This window comes from Arthrobacter sp. YAF17, assembly GCF_052113365.1.
Classification (GTDB): Bacteria; Actinomycetota; Actinomycetes; order Actinomycetales; family Micrococcaceae; genus Arthrobacter.
This window is the reverse complement of record NZ_JBFRDB010000026.1, coordinates 18,227-35,780: the sequence shown is the minus strand read 5'-3', so window position 1 is coordinate 35,780 and position 17,554 is coordinate 18,227. Positions and strand designations below refer to the sequence as shown.

Sequence of the window (17,554 nt, the reverse complement as noted above, 5' to 3'; positions counted from 1 at the left end):
CACCCGCGCGGGGTGCGTCGCCGTCGTCGTTAAGCCGAGGGGACTACTGCCAGAGCGTGGCGATGGCGACGTTCAGCAGTGCCAGGCCGCCGACGCCGTGCGCGAGGCCCTTGCTGATCGGCTCGTCCTTCTTGTACTTGCGGCGGCCGATGAACGCCAGCACGAAGACCACCAGGGCGATCCCGAACTTGACGCCGAGCTTGGGGTAGTTCGCCTGCATGTCCAGGGCCGGGATGAGACCCATCATGACGACGCCGGTGATGAGCTGCAGGGACGCGCCGTCGAACTGGCGCGGGTGGACGGTGGGCTTTTTCATCTGGCCGATCCAGATGCCGACGATCATGGCGGCGCCGACGATGTGCAGGAAGACCATGACGTTATAAGCGATGTTCATGGCATCAGTCTAGCCAGAGTCTTCTACGCACCGTAGTAGGACCCGCGGTGCGGCTCACAAACAGCAAAAACGGCGATGGCGGCACGGGAACTCCGGTGGTTTCCCACCGGCGCCCGCACCGCCGTCGCCGTGCTTTTTTGGAACCTACAGCCCGAGGTCGGCTTCGAAGGCGCCTTCCTCAAGGCGTGCCTTCAGCGTCTGCAGGAAGCGTCCCGCGTCGGCGCCGTCCACCAGGCGGTGGTCGTACGTCAGGGAGAGGTACATCATCGAACGGATCGCGATCGAGTCGTCGCCGTTCTCATCGGCGACCACGACGGCGCGCTTGACGATCGCGCCGGTGCCGAGGATGGCCACCTGCGGCTGGTTGATGATCGGGGTGTCGAACAGGGCGCCTACGGAACCGATGTTGGTGATGCTGAAGGTTCCGCCGGAGAGCTCGTCCGGGCCGATCTTGCCGTCGCGGGTGCGGCCGGCGACGTCGGCGATCTTGCCGGCCAGGCCGGCCAGGTTCAGGTTGCCGGCGTCGTTGATGACCGGCACCAGCAGGCCCTTGTCCGTGTCCACCGCAATCGCCAGGTGCTCGGCGTTGTGGTAGGTGATTTCCTGCTTGTCCTCGTCGTAGGAGGCGTTCACCTTGGGGTGCTGCTTCAGGGCCTCGGCAACAGCCTTGGCGATGAACGGCAGGAACGTCAGCTTCGAGCCGTTCTGGGCCTGGAAGGAGTTCTTGGCCTTGGCCCGCAGCTTGGCGACCTTGGTCATGTCCACTTCGTGCACCTGGGTCAGCTGGGTGGAGATGTCCAGCGACTCCCGCATGCGGCGGGCAATGACCTGGCGGATCCGCGGAGCCTTCTGCACGGTGCCGCGCAGCGAGGACTGGTCAGCGGACGGGCGCGCAGCCGGGGCAGCGGAAGCTGCAGCGGCCGCGGGAGCCGGGGCTGCCTTGGCTTCTGCTGCTGCCAGCACGTCCTGCTTGCGGATGCGGCCGCCGACGCCGGTGCCGCTCAGCGAGGAGATGTCCACGCCCTGCTGGTTGGCGAGCTTGCGGACCAGCGGAGTGACGTAGCCGGACTCCGCGGCAGCAGCAGGAGCTGCGGCCGGGGCCGCTTCCTTGGCCGGTGCGGCGGGGGCTTCCTGCTTCGGAGCTTCCTGCTTCGGGGCTTCAGCCGGAGCAGCTTCCTGCTTGGGGGCCTCTTCCTTGGGAGCTTCCGCTTCCTTCGGGGCTGCTGCTTCTTTCGGAGCGTCCGACGACGGTGCCGCGGCAGGGGCGGCAGCGCCGGAACCGATCACGGCGAGGACGGAGCCGACCTCGGCCGTTTCATCCTCGGCGACGCGGATTTCCTGCAGGGTACCGGCGACCGGTGACGGGATCTCGGTGTCGACCTTGTCGGTGGAGACCTCGAGCAGCGGCTCGTCGACCTCGACGGTGTCGCCGATGCTCTTGAGCCAGCGGGTGACGGTGCCTTCGGTGACGCTCTCGCCCAGGGCGGGGAGCGTGACTTCGTGGCCTTCGCCGGCGGGAGCGGCCTCGGCGGCGGGTGCCGGAGCGGCGGCTTCGGCAGCCGGTGCCTCGGCTTCCGGAGCCGGAGCCTCAGCAGCGGAGGGGGACTCGGCGGGCGCCTCTTCGGCGGCCGGGGCCGCAGCCTCGCCCGAACCGGAACCGGAGCCGTCGCCGATGCGCACGAGCGGTGCGCCGACTTCAGCGGTCTCGTCTTCGGCGACGAGGATTTCCTCGATCACGCCGGCGATCGGAGAGGGGATCTCGGTGTCTACTTTGTCGGTGGAAACCTCGAGCAGCGGCTCGTCCACTTCTACCCGGTCACCTACCTGCTTGAGCCAGCGGGTGACGGTTCCTTCGGTGACACTCTCACCGAGGGCGGGCAAGTTAACGGATTCAGACATGTCGTCCCCGTTCTCCTTATTGATCTGTAGTGCGGATGATTGCTGCCTTGGTTGAGCTTAGTGCACCCGGCATTTCGGACCGGGTGCACTAAGCGCAATGTTCTTGCGGTGGTGCGGGCGTAACTGCTAGCCGTGAAGGGGCTTGCCGGCCAGGGCCAGGTGCGCCTCGCCCAGGGATTCGTTCTGGGTCGGGTGGGCGTGGACCAGCTGGGCCACGTCCTCCGGGTAGGCTTCCCAGTTCACGATCAGCTGGGCTTCGCCGATCTGCTCGCCCATCCGGGCGCCGATCATGTGGACGCCGATGACGGGGCCGTCCTTCTGACGGACCAGCTTGACCAGGCCGGACGTGCCCAGGATGGAGCTCTTGCCGTTGCCGGCGAGGTTGTATTCCTGGGTCTGGATCTGGTCGTCGCCGAACTTTTCCTTGGCAGCCTTCTCCGTGTACCCCACCGTGGCGATTTCGGGCTCGGCGTAGGTGACCTTGGGGATGTTGACGTCTTCGACGATGACGGGCTTGAGGCCGGCGATTTCTTCGGCGACGAAGATGCCCTGCTGGTAGCCGCGGTGCGCGAGCTGGACGCCGGGAACGATGTCGCCGACGGCGTAGACGTTGCCGACGCCGGTGTGCAGGCGCTCGTTCGTGATGACGAAGCCGCGGTCAATGGTCAGGCCGGCATCTTCGTAGCCGAGGTTGGCAGTGACCGGGCCGCGGCCGACGGCGACGAGCAGGAGGTCGGCTTCGTAGGTCTTGCCGTCCACGAGGGTGACCTTCACGCCGTCGGCGTTCTGCTCGACGCCCTGGAAGAAGGTGCCGGTGGAGAACTTGATGCCGCGCTTCTTGAAGGCGCGCTCAAAGGCCTTGACGATCGTGGCGTCCTCGTTCGGGACCAGCGACGGCAGGCCCTCGATGACGGTCACGTCGACGCCGAAGGACTTCCAGACGGAGGCGAACTCGACGCCGATCACGCCGCCGCCGAGGATGATGGCGCTCTTGGGGATGAAATCCATGGTGAGGGCTTCGTCGGAGGTGATGACCTTGCCGCCGATTTCCAGGCCCGGAAGGGTGCGGGAGTAGGAGCCGGTCGCGAGGACGATGTTCTTGCCCTTGTACGCGGTGCCGTTCACAACGATGGTGTCGGTGCCCTGGAGCTTGCCTTCGCCCTCGATGACGGTGATGCCCTTTTTGCCCTTGATGAGGCCCTGCAGGCCCTTGAACTTGCCGGCGATGATGCCGTCTTTGTAGGCGTTGACAGCGGTGATGTCGATGCTGTCGAGGGTGACGTTGACGCCGTACTTCGCCGAGTCACGGGCGTGGTCGGCCAGTTCCGCGGAGTGCAGCAGGGCCTTGGTGGGGATACAGCCGTTGTGCAGGCAGGTGCCGCCGAGTTTGCCCTTTTCGATCAGGCCGACGGTGAGGCCGAGCTGAATGGCACGCAGGGCAGTTGCGTAGCCGCCGCTGCCGCCGCCGAGTACCAGGATGTCGAATTCTTGCGCAGTTGCCTGATCGGCCACTAAAACGCTCCCTCGCGTGAACGATGACACGAGAGTACGCATCATCTGGTCTTGGAACTTCCCTGCCGTGATTATGCCAGCAGGCCAGTTCCCTTTCGTTTGGAACTACCGGAGTTCACCTTAGCGAACCACTAATACATGCTCCACCTTGCCGTGGCGTTTGTGGAGCGCTTGTGTCCAGTGTCACGCGGGTTTGTGGCCGGGGGATCAGCCCCGGTCACAAACCCGCGAGGACAGCTGGATGTCCGCGGTCAGGCGGATTTGGCGATGATGTCCTCGGCATATGCCACGAGCGTGCGCACCGTGCAGCCGGTGCCCTGCTTGTGGTTGTAGCCGTAGGGGCTGCCATTGTTGAAGGACGGGCCCGCGATGTCGACGTGGGCCCAGGGGATCTGCTCGCCGTCCTTGCCCTTGCCGACGAATTCGCGCAGGAAGACGGCTGCCGTCATCATGCCGCCGTGGCGTTCGCCGATGTTGGCGATGTCCGCGACCTGTGAGTCGAGGCTGGGGCGCAGCTCCTCCGGGAGCGGCATCGGCCAGACCAGCTCGCCGGCGCGGTCGGCGGCGGCCTTGAGCGGTCCGGTGACGGAGTCCGAACCCATGAGGCCGGCGGTGCGGTCGCCCAGGGCGATCAGCTGCGCGCCGGTCAGGGTGGCGACGTCGATGATGGCGTCCGGGAATTCCTGGCTCGCGGCGACGATGCCGTCCGCCATGACCAGACGGCCCTCGGCGTCGGTGTTCAGGACCTCGACAGTCTTGCCACCGAAGATGGTCATGACGTCGGCGGGACGCTGGGCCGCTCCGGACGGCATGTTCTCGGCGATGCACAGCCATGCGGTCGCCTTGACGGGCAGGCCCATGCCGGCAAGGGCCAGCACAGTGTTAAGGACGACGGCGGCGCCCGCCATGTCGGACTTCATGTCGCCCATGCCGAGGTGCGGCTTCAGCGAGATGCCGCCGGTATCAAAGGTGATGCCCTTGCCCACGAGGGCGATCTTGGCGGCGGCCCTGGCGGGGGAGTACTCGACCTTGACCAGGCGCGGCTGCCGGGTGGAGCCCTTGCCGACACCGAGGATGCCGCCGAAGCCTTCCTTCTCGAGGCGCTTCTCGTCCCAGACGGTCACCTTCACGGGCAGGCCCTTGGACAGTTCCTTGGCCGCTTCCGCGAAGGATTCGGGGTAGAGGTGGCTCGGGGGCTGGTTGACCAGCGTGCGGGTGGCGTTCACGGCCTTGCCGATGTGCGCGGCACGGTCCAGGACCTCCTTGAGGCCCTTGTCCGCGGCGAGGTCGGTGACGATCAAGACGTTCTTTACCGGGTCCTTGAGGCCGTCCTTGGAGGAGCGGTACTCGGTGAACGAGTAGGCGCCCATCGCGGCGCCCTCGGCGACGGCGGCGACATCGCCGAGTGACGACGTCGGGAGGGCCAGTGCGACGGTGCTGACGCCGGCCAGCTGGCGGACGGCCGAGCCGGCGGCGCGGCGGAGGGCTTCTTCGGTGAGCGGCTGCGTGGCGGATACCTTGCCGACGCCGGCGAGCACCAGGACCTTCGCCCCGGCTTCTGCCAGGCCGGGGAGGCGGTGGGCCTGGTCGGCTGCGCCGGTGATGCCAAGAACACTCAGTGATTCCGCCAGGGCCTCGGCGGCCTTGGCCGTCAGGGGGTTGCTGAGCAGGACGGGGCCGTCCGTTCCCTGCCCGACGCCGATGACGAGGGCGTCGCTGGGGGACTTCTTGAGATCCCCTGCGATTGCACTGAGTTTCACTTCGGTATTCTTGACCACGAGGAAAGTCCTCAATTCTTTGAGTATTTTCGGCAGGAACTGCATGTTCGGCGCCCTGCCATGGAACGGAAGCCACTGTCGGTTTGAGACGGGACCATTCGGGACAAAGACATCGTGTCTTCAAGCCGTCATGGGGCCAGCTCCGATCGTAGTCTCTCTCCGGCGCGGGTGTTCAATTGAATGAGAGCTGGAGCACACCCCGATCAGGAATGCCGCCGCGGTCCGGCGTGTTGTACCCGATAACAGCGCCGCCGCCCCGCAGGGCCCTCCCGGACGCTCCCCACGACTACGACGAAAGGAACATGCCGTGATTGAACGGATTTCCGGCTCCTTGCTGGACCCCGAAACGCTCTACCTGCGTGATGACGCGCTGTTCCACAGCCCCGAACTGCGCGGACTGAACCTCGTCATGGGATTCACCGGGTTCGCCGACGCAGGACACGTCGTCAAGCAGATCACCGCCGAACTGCTGGACACCCCGGACGTCGGGAGGGTGGCAGAGTTCGACGCCGACCAGCTCATCGACTACCGCACCCGACGCCCGCAGATCAGCTTCGTCGAGGACCACCTGCAGGACTACCAGGCGCCGCGCCTGGCACTGTACCGTCTGGTCGACGGGCTCGGCAGCCCGTTCCTGCTCCTGGCCGGCTTCGAACCGGACCTGCAGTGGGAGCGGTTCGCCCGCGCCGTCGTCGGAATCATCGAGGAGCTGGACGTCAACCTCGTCACCTGGATCCATTCGATCCCGATGCCCGTGCCGCACACCCGCCCCGTCGGCGTGACGGTGCACGGCAACCGGCCGGACCTCATCGAGGGCATTTCGGTCTGGAAGCCCACCGTCGAGGTGCCCGCCGCCGTCGGCCACCTCCTGGAACTGCGGCTCACGGAAGCCGGGCGCAATGTTGCCGGCTATGTCATGCATGTCCCGCATTACCTTGCAGAAGCCGAATACCCGACCGCCGCCGTCGCCGGCCTTGAATACCTTGGCGCGGCCACCTCGCTGATGCTGCCCACGGACCGTCTCCGCGAAGCGGGCCGGGAGGTCGGACGCCAGATCGCCGAGCAGATTGACGCCTCGGAGGATGTGCAGCAGGTGGTTTCCCGGCTCGAAACCCGCTACGACGAGAACGCCGAAGGGACCGTCCGGCGGTCCCTGCTCGCCGACGAGAACGACCAGCTGCCCAATGCGGATGCCCTCGGCGCCGCCGTCGAGGCCTACCTGGCCCGTAAAGAACCCGGCGAATAAATACTATTTTTTCCACCTGCTGGGCATAATGGAGGAGTGACTTCACCGCGTGCCTGGCTGATCTGGATCATCGGGGTCTTCGCGTACCTCGTGGCAGTGAGCCAGCGCACGTCCTTCGGCGTGGTGGGACTCGAGGCCACGGAACGCTTCCAGGCCGGCGCGGCCGAAATCTCGTTCTTCACCGTGCTGCAGCTCCTCGTCTACGCCGCCTTGCAGATTCCGGTCGGCATCCTTGTGGACCGTTTCGGTTCCCGGGCCATGATTGCCGGCGGCGCCGTGCTCATGGGCCTGGGGCAGCTCCAGCTGGCGTTTGCCGAGAACATCCCCGGCGGCGTGCTGGGCCGGGTACTGGTGGGCGCAGGGGACGCGATGACCTTTATCTGCGTGATCCGGCTGCTCCCGATCTGGTTCGCCCCCGCCCGTGTCCCTCTGCTCACCCAGCTGACAGGAATGTCCGGCCAGCTCGGCCAGCTCTTTTCCGTAGTGCCGTTCGCCATGATCCTGCATCTGGCCGGCTGGACCCCCGCCTTCCTGACGCTCGCGGCCATGTCGGCCCTTGCCCTGGTGCTGGTGCTGGTCCTGCTCCAGGACTTCCCGCCGGGGCACCCCGCGCGGGAACCGTCCAGCGGGCTGCGCGCCACCGGGATCTCGCTGTCCCATGCCTGGCGCCAGCCCGGCACCCGGCTGGGACTGTGGAGCCACTTCACCGTCCAGTTCAGCGGCACCGTGTTCGCGATGACCTGGGGTTACCCGTTCCTGATCTCCGCGCAGGGACTGGACACCCCCACGGTCTCGGCGCTCATGACTCTGTACGTGGCCACGGGCATCGCCGCCGGGCCGCTGATGGGCACCTTCGTTGCGCGGCACCCCCTGCGGCGGTCCACCATGGTCCTGCTGATCTCCGCTGCCACCGCCGCGGCGTGGGCGGCCGTGCTCATCCTTCCGGGGCGTTCCCCCTTATGGCTGCTGGCCGGGCTCGTGGTGGTGCTCGCCGTCGGCGGCCCCGGTTCCATGATCGGCTTCGACTTTGCCCGCACCTTCAACCCGGCGCACCGGATCGGCACTGCCACCGGGATCGTGAACGTGGGCGGCTTCATCGCCTCCCTCATCGCCATTTACCTCATCGGACTGGTCCTGGATGTCCTCTACGCCACCGGATTCTCCCGGGGCGAGCTGTACGGGCTCGATCCGTTCCGGATCGCCCTGAGCGTGCAGTTCCTGCTGCTGGGAGGCGGGGCCGCGGCCATCCTGGTCATCCGGCGGAAGGTGCGGCGGCAGATGGCAGCCCAGGGCGTCGTGGTGCCGCCGCTGCTCGAGGCCCTCGCCGAACAGCGCCGGCTCAGCGCGGAGCGGCGCCGAACGCCAGATCGCTGACGCCCTGCTGTTGGGCTCCCTGATCGGCGGAACGTGTCTCGCCTCCGACGGTTGCCCCCGACGGTTTCCCCCGGGGTTGTCCACATAGCGCACCCCGCCCCTGACCCGGGCCCGCCGGCCCGGCCAAGCTGGCCTTATGACAGCTCAAGATCACCTGAGAATCACCGGCCCGGAGGATATCCTCGGGTTCATACCGCATTCCCTCGGCTACTGGCCGGCCAGCAGCCTCGTGGCCATGACCATGCAGGGCAAACGGCTCGGAGCCACGCTCCGGGTGGACCTTCCCACCCCTGAGAGCCCCGAGGGCCCGGGGTCGGCCGGGCCGGCCGCCTTTGCCCGTTCCGTGGCGTCCTATCTGGAAGCCGACGACGAAGCGGACGGGTCGCTGCTCGCCTTCTTCACCGACGCCGACGCCCGCCAGGACAGTGCACCCTGGGCGGCGCTCCTGGCCGAGCTCGAACATGCGCTGGCCGACGCCGGCATGCCGGTCCGGGATGCTTGGCTCGTCGGCGCGGAGTACTGGCGCAATGCCTACTGCCTTGACCCGTCGTGCTGTGCACCGCCGGGCCGGCCCGTGGACGAGATCAGGAACAGCCGGCTGAACGCCGAGATGGTGTTCCGTGGCAGTACTGTCGGCGCGGCCCCCGGCGCCGAGCTCGGAACGTCGCCGGCGGTTGCGGATCCCGCAGTGCTGGAGGCCCAGCGGGACTGGGCGCGGCTGTTCTCCTCCCGCGCGCGGGACCAGGCGCAGTTCGCCCAGGTCCTGGACGTCTGGTCCCGGGTCCTGGCCGCGGCCTCGCCGCTGCCCCAGATGCCGGCGGCGCTCACCGGGTACCTGCGGGCGTCCCTGTGCGTACTGCCCTGGCGCGACGCGGTCCTGGTGATGGCCGCGGCCGGGCCCGAGACCGCCGAACGCGGCGCCGAGGAGTTCGGTGTGTTCGACTCCGGGGCACCGGGCGGCGGTGCGCCCGGCGCCGGGCGGAATGGTCGGCCGCCTGAATCAGTAGCGGGGGCGCTGGCGCCTGTTCCGTTGCCGCCGCTGGACGGATTCCCGCCGCGGGAGCCGCGTGGCCGGGGAGCCGGGTCCGGCAGCGCTTTTGTGAAGCAGCCGCCGCCGGAGGTGGCAGGTTACGGGGAGGTACTGCTGGGACTGGCGCCACCGGTGCCCGACTGGCCCAGGATGGCCAGCCTGGAGCGGATTCTTGAGCAGCTCGGGACGGACGGCGGCGAGGCCGGAGCAGCCGCACTGACCGGGCGGGGGTGGATTGAATGGTGCCGGGGCAAGGGGTCCTACGCCCACGCGTTGTTCAGCCGCGCGGACGCGGAACACCCGGGCTACCGCTTGGCTGCACTGCTGGACGAACTCACAAGCCGCGGCACTCTCTGTGGCTGGGCGGGCAGGAGGGAGACGGCCTGGCAGCGCTTCGAGCCGGACGTGGCCTGACGAAAGCCATAGCGGGGCGGTGCGGAAGCGGGGCGGGCAAGCGGATGCGGTGTGCGGTGGGGTGAGGTGGGGTGACGTAAGGCGGGGCGGCGCGGCCCCCGCCGTGGTCGGGCCGCGGCGCCGGTCGCAGGATATTGCAGCTGGCTGGCCACGGTCGGCGGCGAGCGGTGTCGATTCCGAAAATCGTGAGACAATGGTTGCCGAGACCCGGTTGGGTCCGTGTATTAAGTGCTCGTAGTCGACCTTGGAAACAGGGAACATTACGGTCGCCCCAGGAGTTCTACTTAGTGGCTCTGCTGGTCGTGATTGCACCTGATGGAAAACACGGACTTGACAGGGTCATAGTGGTGTTGCCCGTATGGTGATTCCACAGACCGCCGCTAGAAAGGTTTTCTGTGACCCCGTCTTCCGCGAAGAAGGAACCCGCCGACCAGGCCGAATTGTCCCCTGAGGAGAAGAAGGCGGCGACGAGCGCCAAGCGCGCTGCCACGCGCGCAGCCAACAAGGCTGTCAAAGACGCCGCCTTGGCCGAAGGTGACGGCACCGCATCGGCAGTCGCCAAGCCTGAACCCAAGAAGCGCGGGCCCAAGCCCGGCGCCAAAGCCGCGGCACAGGCCGCAGGCAAAGCCGCAAACGGTGACGACGACGCCGACGACGATGTCGAGGTTGACCTCGACGATGCCGTCGTTGAAGCCGTTGAGATCGGTGAAGACGGCGAGGAGATCCCGGGCAAGGCCGCCACAGCCGCCACCGGCTCCGGATTCGTCTACTCCGATGCCGACGACGACGACGCCCCCGTGCAGCAGGTCATGTCCGCCGGTGCCACCGCTGACCCTGTCAAGGACTACCTGAAGCAGATCGGCAAGGTCGCCCTGCTGAACGCCGAGCAGGAAGTCGACCTCGCCCTGCGCATCGAGGCCGGACTCTTTGCCGAGGAAAAGATCGCGGCCGACGACGGGTCCATGGAGCCGAAGCTCAAGCGTGAGCTCGAATTCGTCATCCACGACGGCAAGCGTGCCAAGAACCACCTGCTGGAGGCCAACCTCCGCCTCGTTGTCTCGCTGGCCAAGCGCTACACGGGCCGCGGCATGCTCTTCCTGGACCTCATCCAGGAAGGCAACCTGGGCCTGATCCGTGCTGTCGAGAAGTTCGACTACACCAAGGGCTTCAAGTTCTCCACGTACGCCACCTGGTGGATCCGCCAGGCGATCACCCGCGCCATGGCCGACCAGGCCCGCACCATCCGCATCCCGGTGCACATGGTGGAAGTCATCAACAAACTCGCCCGCGTGCAGCGCCAGATGCTGCAGGACCTCGGACGCGAACCCACCCCGGAAGAGCTGGCCCTCGAACTGGACATGACGCCCGAAAAGGTCGTCGAGGTCCAGAAGTACGGCCGCGAGCCGATCTCCCTGCACACCCCGCTGGGCGAAGACGGCGACTCGGAATTCGGTGACCTCATCGAGGACTCCGAGGCCGTGGTCCCGGCCGACGCCGTGAGCTTCACCCTGCTGCAGGAACAGCTGCACTCGGTGCTGGACACCCTCTCCGAGCGCGAGGCCGGCGTGGTCGCCATGCGCTTCGGCCTGACCGACGGACAGCCGAAGACCTTAGACGAAATCGGCAAGGTCTACGGCGTCACGCGTGAGCGGATCCGCCAGATCGAATCCAAGACCATGTCCAAGCTGCGGCACCCGTCGCGGTCCCAGGTCCTCCGGGACTACCTGGACTAGGCACGAACCAAACAACGCGGGGTCACGTCCTGCCCATCCTCTTCGGAGGATTGGGCCGGAAGTGACCCCGCGTTTTCGTTAAGTGCGGGATAGCACCGCTTGGAGCCGGGTTAAAGCGGAAAGGGCCCTTCCGAAAAACGGAAGGACCCTTTCTCAATTGGTCTAGTCGACCGGAACCGGCGGCTTCTCGTGAAGACGAGCCGTCTCGTCGTGCCAGTCGGAGCTGAGCGGCCTGAGCGTCGGTTCTACGGCACGGGCGTGGTGGCCGCAGAAAAGAAGCTCACCCCCGGAGGCGCCGAGAACAACCCGGACATACGCCTGTGCTCCGCAGCGATCGCACCGGTCGACGGTGCTGAGTGTGCGGTCCGCAACTGCTGTTGTCATGTTCGGCCTCCTTGGTAGATCGGTATACCTATATAACCAGCATTCGCAGCGAAACCATGGCTGGGATGACCCACTTTCGCTGTACGCGTATCACGTCTCGGTAACGGCTTCCCGCGCGCGGAGCCGCCGTGGGGAGTGGCAGCACGCCGGACGGCGGCACTCCGACTACCCTAGGAAGAGCGCCAAACAGCTTTGCCCGTCCCCATGGCGACGGTCCCGTTCCTGAAGGAGTCTCCGCCCCGTGGCACCCAGTTCTGATTACACCGCCCGGCATCTCTCCGTGCTGGAGGGTCTCGAAGCGGTCCGCAAGCGTCCGGGCATGTACATCGGCTCCACCGACTCCCGCGGTCTTATGCACTGCCTCTGGGAAATTATCGACAACTCCGTGGACGAGGCTCTCGCCGGTTTCGGCCACGACATCAAAATCATCCTCCACGCGGACAACTCGGTGGAGATCCACGACGACGGCCGCGGCGTCCCGGTGGACATCGAACCAAAAACCGGGCTGAGCGGCGTCGAGGTTGTCTTCACCAAACTCCACGCCGGCGGCAAGTTCGGCGGCGGCTCCTACACCGCCTCGGGCGGCCTGCACGGCGTCGGCGCCTCGGTCGTGAACGCCCTGTCAGCCCGTCTCGACGTCGACGTCGACCGGGGCGGCAAGACCTACCGGATGTGTTTCCGCCGGGGCGAGCCCGGCCGCTTCAAGGACAGCGGAACCAGGCCGGACCCGGCCGCAGTGTTCGAACCGTTCATCGACGGTTCCGTCCTCGACGTCGTGGGCAAGGCCAAGCGCGGCGTCACCGGCACCCGGATCCGCTACTGGGCGGACCGCCAGATCTTCACCCCGGACGCGAAGTTCTCCTACGACGAACTCGCCGCCCGCGCCCGGCAGACCTCCTTCCTGGTCCCCGGCCTCAAACTCACCGTCCGGGACGAGCGCAGGCTCCCCGGCACCCCGGGCGAGTCCGGCCCGCACGAGGAAGTGTTCCACCACGACGGCGGCATCTCCGAGTTCGTCGAGTTCCTCGCCGCCGACCCCGCAGTCACGGACATCTGGCGGCTCCACGGCGCCGGCAAGTTCAAGGAAACCGTGCCGGTCCTGGATGAGAAGGGCCACAGCCACCTCAAGGAGGTCGAGCGGGACTGCGAGGTCGACGTCGCCCTCCGCTGGGGCATCGGCTACGACAGCACCGTACGCACCTTCGTCAACATCATCTCCACGCCCAAGGGCGGAACCCACCAGTCCGGCTTCGAGCAGGCGCTCCTGAAGACCTTCCGCAAAGCGGTCGAAACCAATGCCCGTAAGCTCAAGGCCGGCAACGACAAAATCGAAAAGGACGACATCTTCGCGGGGCTCACCGCAGTCCTCACCGTCAGGCTTGCCGAGCCGCAGTTCGAGGGCCAGACCAAGGAGATCCTGGGCACCTCGGCCGTGCGGGCCATCGTGGCCAAGGTGGTCGAACAGGAAATCAACGCCAAGCTGACCTCATCCAACCGCAACGACAAGGCGCAGTCGGCGCTGCTGCTGGAAAAAGTTGTCAGCGAGATGAAGTCGCGCATCTCCGCCCGCGTCCACAAGGAAACCCAGCGCCGCAAGAACGCCCTCGAGACGTCCTCCATGCCCACCAAGCTCGCGGATTGCCGCACGGACGACGTCGCGCGGTCCGAGCTGTTCATCGTGGAAGGCGACTCCGCGCTGGGCACCGCCAAACTCGCGCGCTCCTCCGATTTCCAGGCGCTGCTGCCCATCCGCGGCAAGATCCTCAATGTCCAGAAGGCCTCGGTGGGCGACATGCTCTCCAACGCCGAGTGCGCGGCCCTCATCCAGGTGGTCGGCGCAGGCTCCGGCCGGAGCTTCGACATCAGCGCTGCCCGGTACGGCAAGGTCATCCTGATGACCGACGCCGACGTCGACGGCGCCCACATCCGCACGCTCCTGCTGACGCTGTTCTTCCGCTACATGCGCCCCATGATCGAGGAGGGCCGCGTCTTCGCTGCCGTCCCGCCGCTGCACCGGGTGGAGGTCATCAACGCCGGCCAGAAGGCCAACGAGATGATCTACACCTACGCGGAGGCTGAACTGCACGTCCTGCTGGCCAGGCTTGCCAAGGAAGGCAAACGGTATAAGGAACCGATCCAGCGCTACAAGGGCCTGGGCGAGATGGACGCGGAGCAGCTGGCCGAGACCACCATGGACCCCCGGCACCGCACCCTGCGCAAGGTAGGCATCGACAACGCCAAGCAGGCCGAGGAGACCTTTGACCTGCTGATGGGCTCCGACGTCGCCCCCCGCAAGGACTTCATCATCGCCGGGGCCGCGAGCCTGGACCGGGAGCGCATCGACGCCTGACACCAGGCGCCGGCCGGAGACAGTCGGCGGGCCCGGCACCTGTGTAGTCAGCACACGACGGCCGCCTTTGGCGGCACCCCCGCGGAGGGCCTCAGCCCAGCAGGCCGGGGACGATCAGCAGGGCCGTCGGGACCGCCAGCAGCAGCAGGCAGGCCGCGACCACCGCGGCGCGCACGGGTTCCGGCAGCGGAGGCTGCGGGGAGAGCAGGCGGCTGACGCGGGACGCCGTCGTCCGGGCCGAATCGGAGCCGCCGGTGGCACCGGGCTGGCCGGGCTCGACGTCGGACAGTTCCGGTCCGCCGAAGGCCATCCGGGCGTCCGGGGCGCCAGGCGATCCGCTGGCCACAATCGCGATCGCCTTGATCAGGGTGGCCTTGCTCGCGGTCTTTAGCGCGACATCGTCGGCGAGCATCTCGATCAGCGAGCTGACCGCTTCCTGGGCCAGCCGCGTGGTGGGCAGCCAGGGAAGGGCCTGCCGCCAGGCTGCAAAGGCCCAGAGCAGCAGATGGTGGCGCTGGTCGAGGTGGGCGTTTTCATGGTTCAGGACAGCGCGGAGCTCTGCGGGTTCCAGTGCCGCCATGAGCCCATCGGAGAGCACTGTGACCGAACGCGCGCCTCCGGGCAGGCAGTACGCAACGGGGGAGTCGACGTTGATCACCATGGTCCTGGGCCCGTCCGCGGAGGGGGAGGCCAGTAGCGCCAGCAGTTCCCGGTGCCGCCGCCGCTGGCGCTGGATCTTGTAATAGGTCAGCAGCAGCGTGAACACCAGATGGGCAGTGAGCAACGCCGCGGCCGAGAGGGCGAAGATATGCCAGAAGCCCAGTTCCGTGGTGGGCGCATTGTTGAACACCATTCCGGCCAGGGCCTCCAGCCCCGCCAGCAGGTTGTCGCCGACCGGTTCCAGGCCGTAGACCAGCATGGCGCCGATCATGGACAGCCCGCCGGCCAGGGCGATGGCCTGCCAAAGCAGCATGGCCGTGAACGGCGAACGCGCCGGCCACTGGGCGCGGGAAAGCAGGATAGGCACCGGCCAGGCCAGCACTACCGCCAGGACCGCCAGAAACCATGAGGTCCAGAACATCGGGTGCTAGCTGAGTCCCAGCAGCTTGCGCAGCGTTTCTGCCTCGGTGTCGGTGACGGAGCCAATGAAGCGTGCCAGCACGGCCTCCCGGTCCGGCGCGGATCCCAGGACCTCGTGCATCAGTTCAGCGGTGTGGTCCTCACGGCTGGAAACTGCCTGGTAGCGGTGGGGGCGGGTGCCGCGTTCGCGCGCCACCAGGCCTTTGCGCTCGAGGCGCGAGAGTACGGTCAGGACCGTCGTGACGGCCAGGTCCTTGCCCTCATGCCCTGCGGTGCCGTTTTCCGCACGGGTGCTCTGCGCAAGTAGATCCCGCAACGTGTTCGCCGTTGCAGCCTCATGGCCTGCCCAGAGCAGGTCCATCACTGCCCGTTCCAGTTCACCGAGACTTGCCATTCCGTACGTCCTTCTTGAGTGCCGCTTCGGCCAATCGATTCGGCCGGGCGGTAAGTGGATACTTCAGTCCTAAATTTACCGTGTTTTGCGGATAGTTTCTACATGAAGTAGAACTGCGCCGCCCGGGCGTGTCGCGCCCCGCTCCCGGGCCGTTTCCTTCAGCCGGCGGGGGAGGCCCGGCTGAAGGCTGCACTGGGGCCGGTAAGGGCCCTGCGCCGACCGGCGAGGCCTCCATTGCGGGCCGCGGCGCCCCGTGGGACTCTGGTGTGCGGGCAACCATCAAAGTGTTCTACACTCTGTAGAAGAAGCTTTCTACGTGACGTAGAAGTTGCTCGCCGAGCAAAGTTAGGGACTGCCTTGGACGCCTTGGAAATCGCACGCTGGCAATTCGGAATCACCACCGTCTACCACTTCATGATGGTGCCGCTCACCATTGGCCTGGGCCTGGTCGTCGCCGTGATCCAGACGATGTGGCACCGCACCGGCAAGCCCGAGTACCTCCGGATGACCAAGTTCTGGGGCAAGCTCTTCCTGATCAACTTCATCATGGGCGTCGCCACCGGCATTGTGCAGGAGTTCCAGTTCGGCATGGCATGGAGTGAGTACAGCCGCTTTGTGGGCGACGTGTTCGGGGCTCCGCTGGCCATGGAAGCCCTGCTGGCGTTCTTCGTGGAATCGACGTTCCTTGGCCTGTGGATCTTCGGCTGGAAGCAGCTCAAACCCGCCGTCCACCTGGCCTGCCTGTGGATCGCCGTGATCGGCTCGGTCTTCTCCGCCTACTTCATCATCGTGGCGAACAGCTGGATGCAGCACCCGGTCGGCGTCGAGATGATCGACGGCCGTCCCGTGATGACCGACGCCTGGGCGGTCTTCACCAACAACACCGCCCTCGTCGCCGTCCCGCACACCATCTTCGGCGCCCTCGCCGTCGCCGGCGCCTTCCTGCTGGGCATCGCCTGGTACCACCTGTGGCGCCGCCGCCACGACGGGATCGACACGATCGGGGCGGACGGCAAGGTGGTTCCCGGCGAGTCCGCAATCCCCGGCCGGGACCGCACCGACCACGCCGTCTGGATCCGCTCCCTGCGGATCGGCGCCGTCGTCGCCATGATCTCCTTCGCCGGGACCGCCTTCACCGGCGACCTGCAAGGCAAGCTCATGTTCGAGCAGCAGCCCATGAAGATGGCGGCCGCCGAAGCGGCCTGCCACGACGGCACCGGTTTTTCCATCCTGAGCATCGGCAACCTTGGCTCCAAGAACTGCGATGACATCGTCGCCGTGATCGAGGTCCCCGGCATCCTGTCCTTCCTTGCCAAGGGGGACTTCACCACCGAGGTCCAGGGCGTGAACAGCCTGCTGGACCAGTACAAGGCCGACTACGGCACCCACTTGCCGGATAACCCCATCTACGGGGAACGGGCCGGCCAGGAGATCCAGTACGTCCCGGTCATGGAGGTCACCTACTGGGGCTTCCGGATGATGATCGGCTTCGGCATCCTGGCGGCAGCAGCGGCGCCGGTCGCGCTCTGGCTCACCCGCAAGGGGACCGTCCCCGCCTCCCGCGGCCTGATGCGGCTGGCAGTGTTCGGAATCCTGGCGCCGTTCGGGGCCAACGCGGCCGGCTGGATCTTCACCGAGATGGGCCGGCAGCCGTTCGTCGTCGCCCCCAACCCGGACCCCAGCGGGATCGACCAGGTGTTTATGTTCACCGCCGCGGCCGTCTCACCCGGCGTCTCGGCCGGCGAGCTGCTGACCTCCCTGATCGTGCTCACCGCCGTGTACGCCGTGCTGCTGGTGGTCGAGGTCAAGCTGCTGGTCAAGTACATCCGCGGCGGCGTTGCGGGCGCCATGCCGGAACTCGCGCACGTCCCCGTCGACGAGAACGAGGACGCCACCCCCAAGGACGGTGGCCCCGGCAAGCCCGGGGACGACGTCCTGGCCTTCGCCTACTAGGCCTTCGCTCCCA

At 66.9% G+C, this 17,554-nt stretch carries 13 protein-coding genes; 6 read left to right on the top strand and 7 right to left on the bottom strand.

Annotated features, from left to right (window positions below):
* Positions 1-43: 43 nt before the first annotated feature.
* The 4 genes from AB4Y67_RS17220 to AB4Y67_RS17205 form a co-directional block, all read right to left on the bottom strand.
* Positions 44-394: a hypothetical protein gene (locus AB4Y67_RS17220; protein WP_441406970.1), complete on the bottom strand. Its 351-nt coding sequence runs from the start codon at positions 392-394 to the stop codon at positions 44-46.
* A gap of 144 nt (positions 395-538) precedes the next feature.
* A complete protein-coding gene (gene sucB, locus AB4Y67_RS17215; protein WP_441406969.1) occupies positions 539-2,293 on the bottom strand; it encodes a 2-oxoglutarate dehydrogenase, E2 component, dihydrolipoamide succinyltransferase in 1,755 nt (584 codons plus the stop codon).
* 126 nt (positions 2,294-2,419) lie between these two features.
* Positions 2,420-3,805, bottom strand: coding sequence for a dihydrolipoyl dehydrogenase (gene lpdA / locus AB4Y67_RS17210; RefSeq protein WP_441406968.1), 1,386 nt, complete (start codon positions 3,803-3,805; stop codon positions 2,420-2,422).
* 251 nt (positions 3,806-4,056) lie between these two features.
* Complete coding sequence (locus AB4Y67_RS17205) at positions 4,057-5,583, bottom strand: leucyl aminopeptidase (RefSeq protein ID WP_441406971.1); 1,527 nt, start codon at positions 5,581-5,583, stop codon at positions 4,057-4,059.
* Between the two features lie 307 nt (positions 5,584-5,890).
* Between AB4Y67_RS17205 and AB4Y67_RS17200 the strand changes: the two genes are divergently transcribed.
* The 4 genes from AB4Y67_RS17200 (at position 5,891) to AB4Y67_RS17185 (ending at position 11,380) form a co-directional block, all read left to right on the top strand.
* Positions 5,891-6,829, top strand: a complete 939-nt coding sequence (locus AB4Y67_RS17200; protein ID WP_441406967.1) for a proteasome assembly chaperone family protein — start codon at positions 5,891-5,893, stop codon at positions 6,827-6,829.
* Positions 6,830-6,865: 36 nt separating this feature from the next.
* Positions 6,866-8,203: an MFS transporter gene (locus AB4Y67_RS17195; RefSeq protein ID WP_441406966.1), complete on the top strand. Its 1,338-nt coding sequence runs from the start codon at positions 6,866-6,868 to the stop codon at positions 8,201-8,203.
* Between the two features lie 136 nt (positions 8,204-8,339).
* Entirely contained in the window at positions 8,340-9,647 is a 1,308-nt protein-coding gene (locus AB4Y67_RS17190) for a DUF4192 family protein (protein ID WP_441406965.1), read from the top strand.
* A gap of 395 nt (positions 9,648-10,042) precedes the next feature.
* The gene (locus tag AB4Y67_RS17185; RefSeq protein WP_441406964.1) at positions 10,043-11,380 is read left to right on the top strand and encodes an RNA polymerase sigma factor; all 1,338 of its coding nucleotides are present in this window, start codon (positions 10,043-10,045) and stop codon (positions 11,378-11,380) included.
* A 162-nt stretch (positions 11,381-11,542) separates the two neighbouring features.
* On the opposite strand, the gene AB4Y67_RS17180 is transcribed toward AB4Y67_RS17185, so the two are convergent.
* Positions 11,543-11,764 (bottom strand): DUF7455 domain-containing protein, encoded by a 222-nt coding sequence (locus AB4Y67_RS17180; protein WP_441406963.1) that lies wholly within the window; start codon positions 11,762-11,764, stop codon positions 11,543-11,545.
* A gap of 241 nt (positions 11,765-12,005) precedes the next feature.
* Between AB4Y67_RS17180 and AB4Y67_RS17175 the strand changes: the two genes are divergently transcribed.
* Positions 12,006-14,114: a DNA gyrase/topoisomerase IV subunit B gene (locus AB4Y67_RS17175; RefSeq protein ID WP_441406962.1), complete on the top strand. Its 2,109-nt coding sequence runs from the start codon at positions 12,006-12,008 to the stop codon at positions 14,112-14,114.
* A 91-nt stretch (positions 14,115-14,205) separates the two neighbouring features.
* Here AB4Y67_RS17175 and AB4Y67_RS17170 read toward each other — a convergent pair whose 3' ends face one another.
* Both AB4Y67_RS17170 and AB4Y67_RS17165 read right to left on the bottom strand, forming a co-directional pair.
* Complete coding sequence (locus AB4Y67_RS17170; protein ID WP_441406961.1) at positions 14,206-15,195, bottom strand: M56 family metallopeptidase; 990 nt, start codon at positions 15,193-15,195, stop codon at positions 14,206-14,208.
* Between the two features lie 6 nt (positions 15,196-15,201).
* Positions 15,202-15,588: a BlaI/MecI/CopY family transcriptional regulator gene (locus AB4Y67_RS17165; protein ID WP_441406960.1), complete on the bottom strand. Its 387-nt coding sequence runs from the start codon at positions 15,586-15,588 to the stop codon at positions 15,202-15,204.
* A gap of 357 nt (positions 15,589-15,945) precedes the next feature.
* Between AB4Y67_RS17165 and AB4Y67_RS17160 the strand changes: the two genes are divergently transcribed.
* On the top strand, positions 15,946-17,541 hold the full coding sequence (locus tag AB4Y67_RS17160; RefSeq protein WP_441406959.1) for a cytochrome ubiquinol oxidase subunit I: 1,596 nt from the start codon (positions 15,946-15,948) through the stop codon (positions 17,539-17,541).
* The last annotated feature ends 13 nt before the right edge of the window (positions 17,542-17,554 follow it).

Coding starts and splice junctions, on each gene's coding strand:
- AB4Y67_RS17220 (WP_441406970.1), bottom strand. CDS start 394: ATGAACATCGCTTATAACGTCATGGTCTTCCTGCACATCGTCGGCGCC.
- sucB (WP_441406969.1), bottom strand. CDS start 2,293: ATGTCTGAATCCGTTAACTTGCCCGCCCTCGGTGAGAGTGTCACCGAA.
- AB4Y67_RS17190 (WP_441406965.1), top strand. CDS start 8,340: ATGACAGCTCAAGATCACCTGAGAATCACCGGCCCGGAGGATATCCTC.
- AB4Y67_RS17180 (WP_441406963.1), bottom strand. CDS start 11,764: ATGACAACAGCAGTTGCGGACCGCACACTCAGCACCGTCGACCGGTGC.
- AB4Y67_RS17170 (WP_441406961.1), bottom strand. CDS start 15,195: ATGTTCTGGACCTCATGGTTTCTGGCGGTCCTGGCGGTAGTGCTGGCC.
- AB4Y67_RS17165 (WP_441406960.1), bottom strand. CDS start 15,588: ATGGCAAGTCTCGGTGAACTGGAACGGGCAGTGATGGACCTGCTCTGG.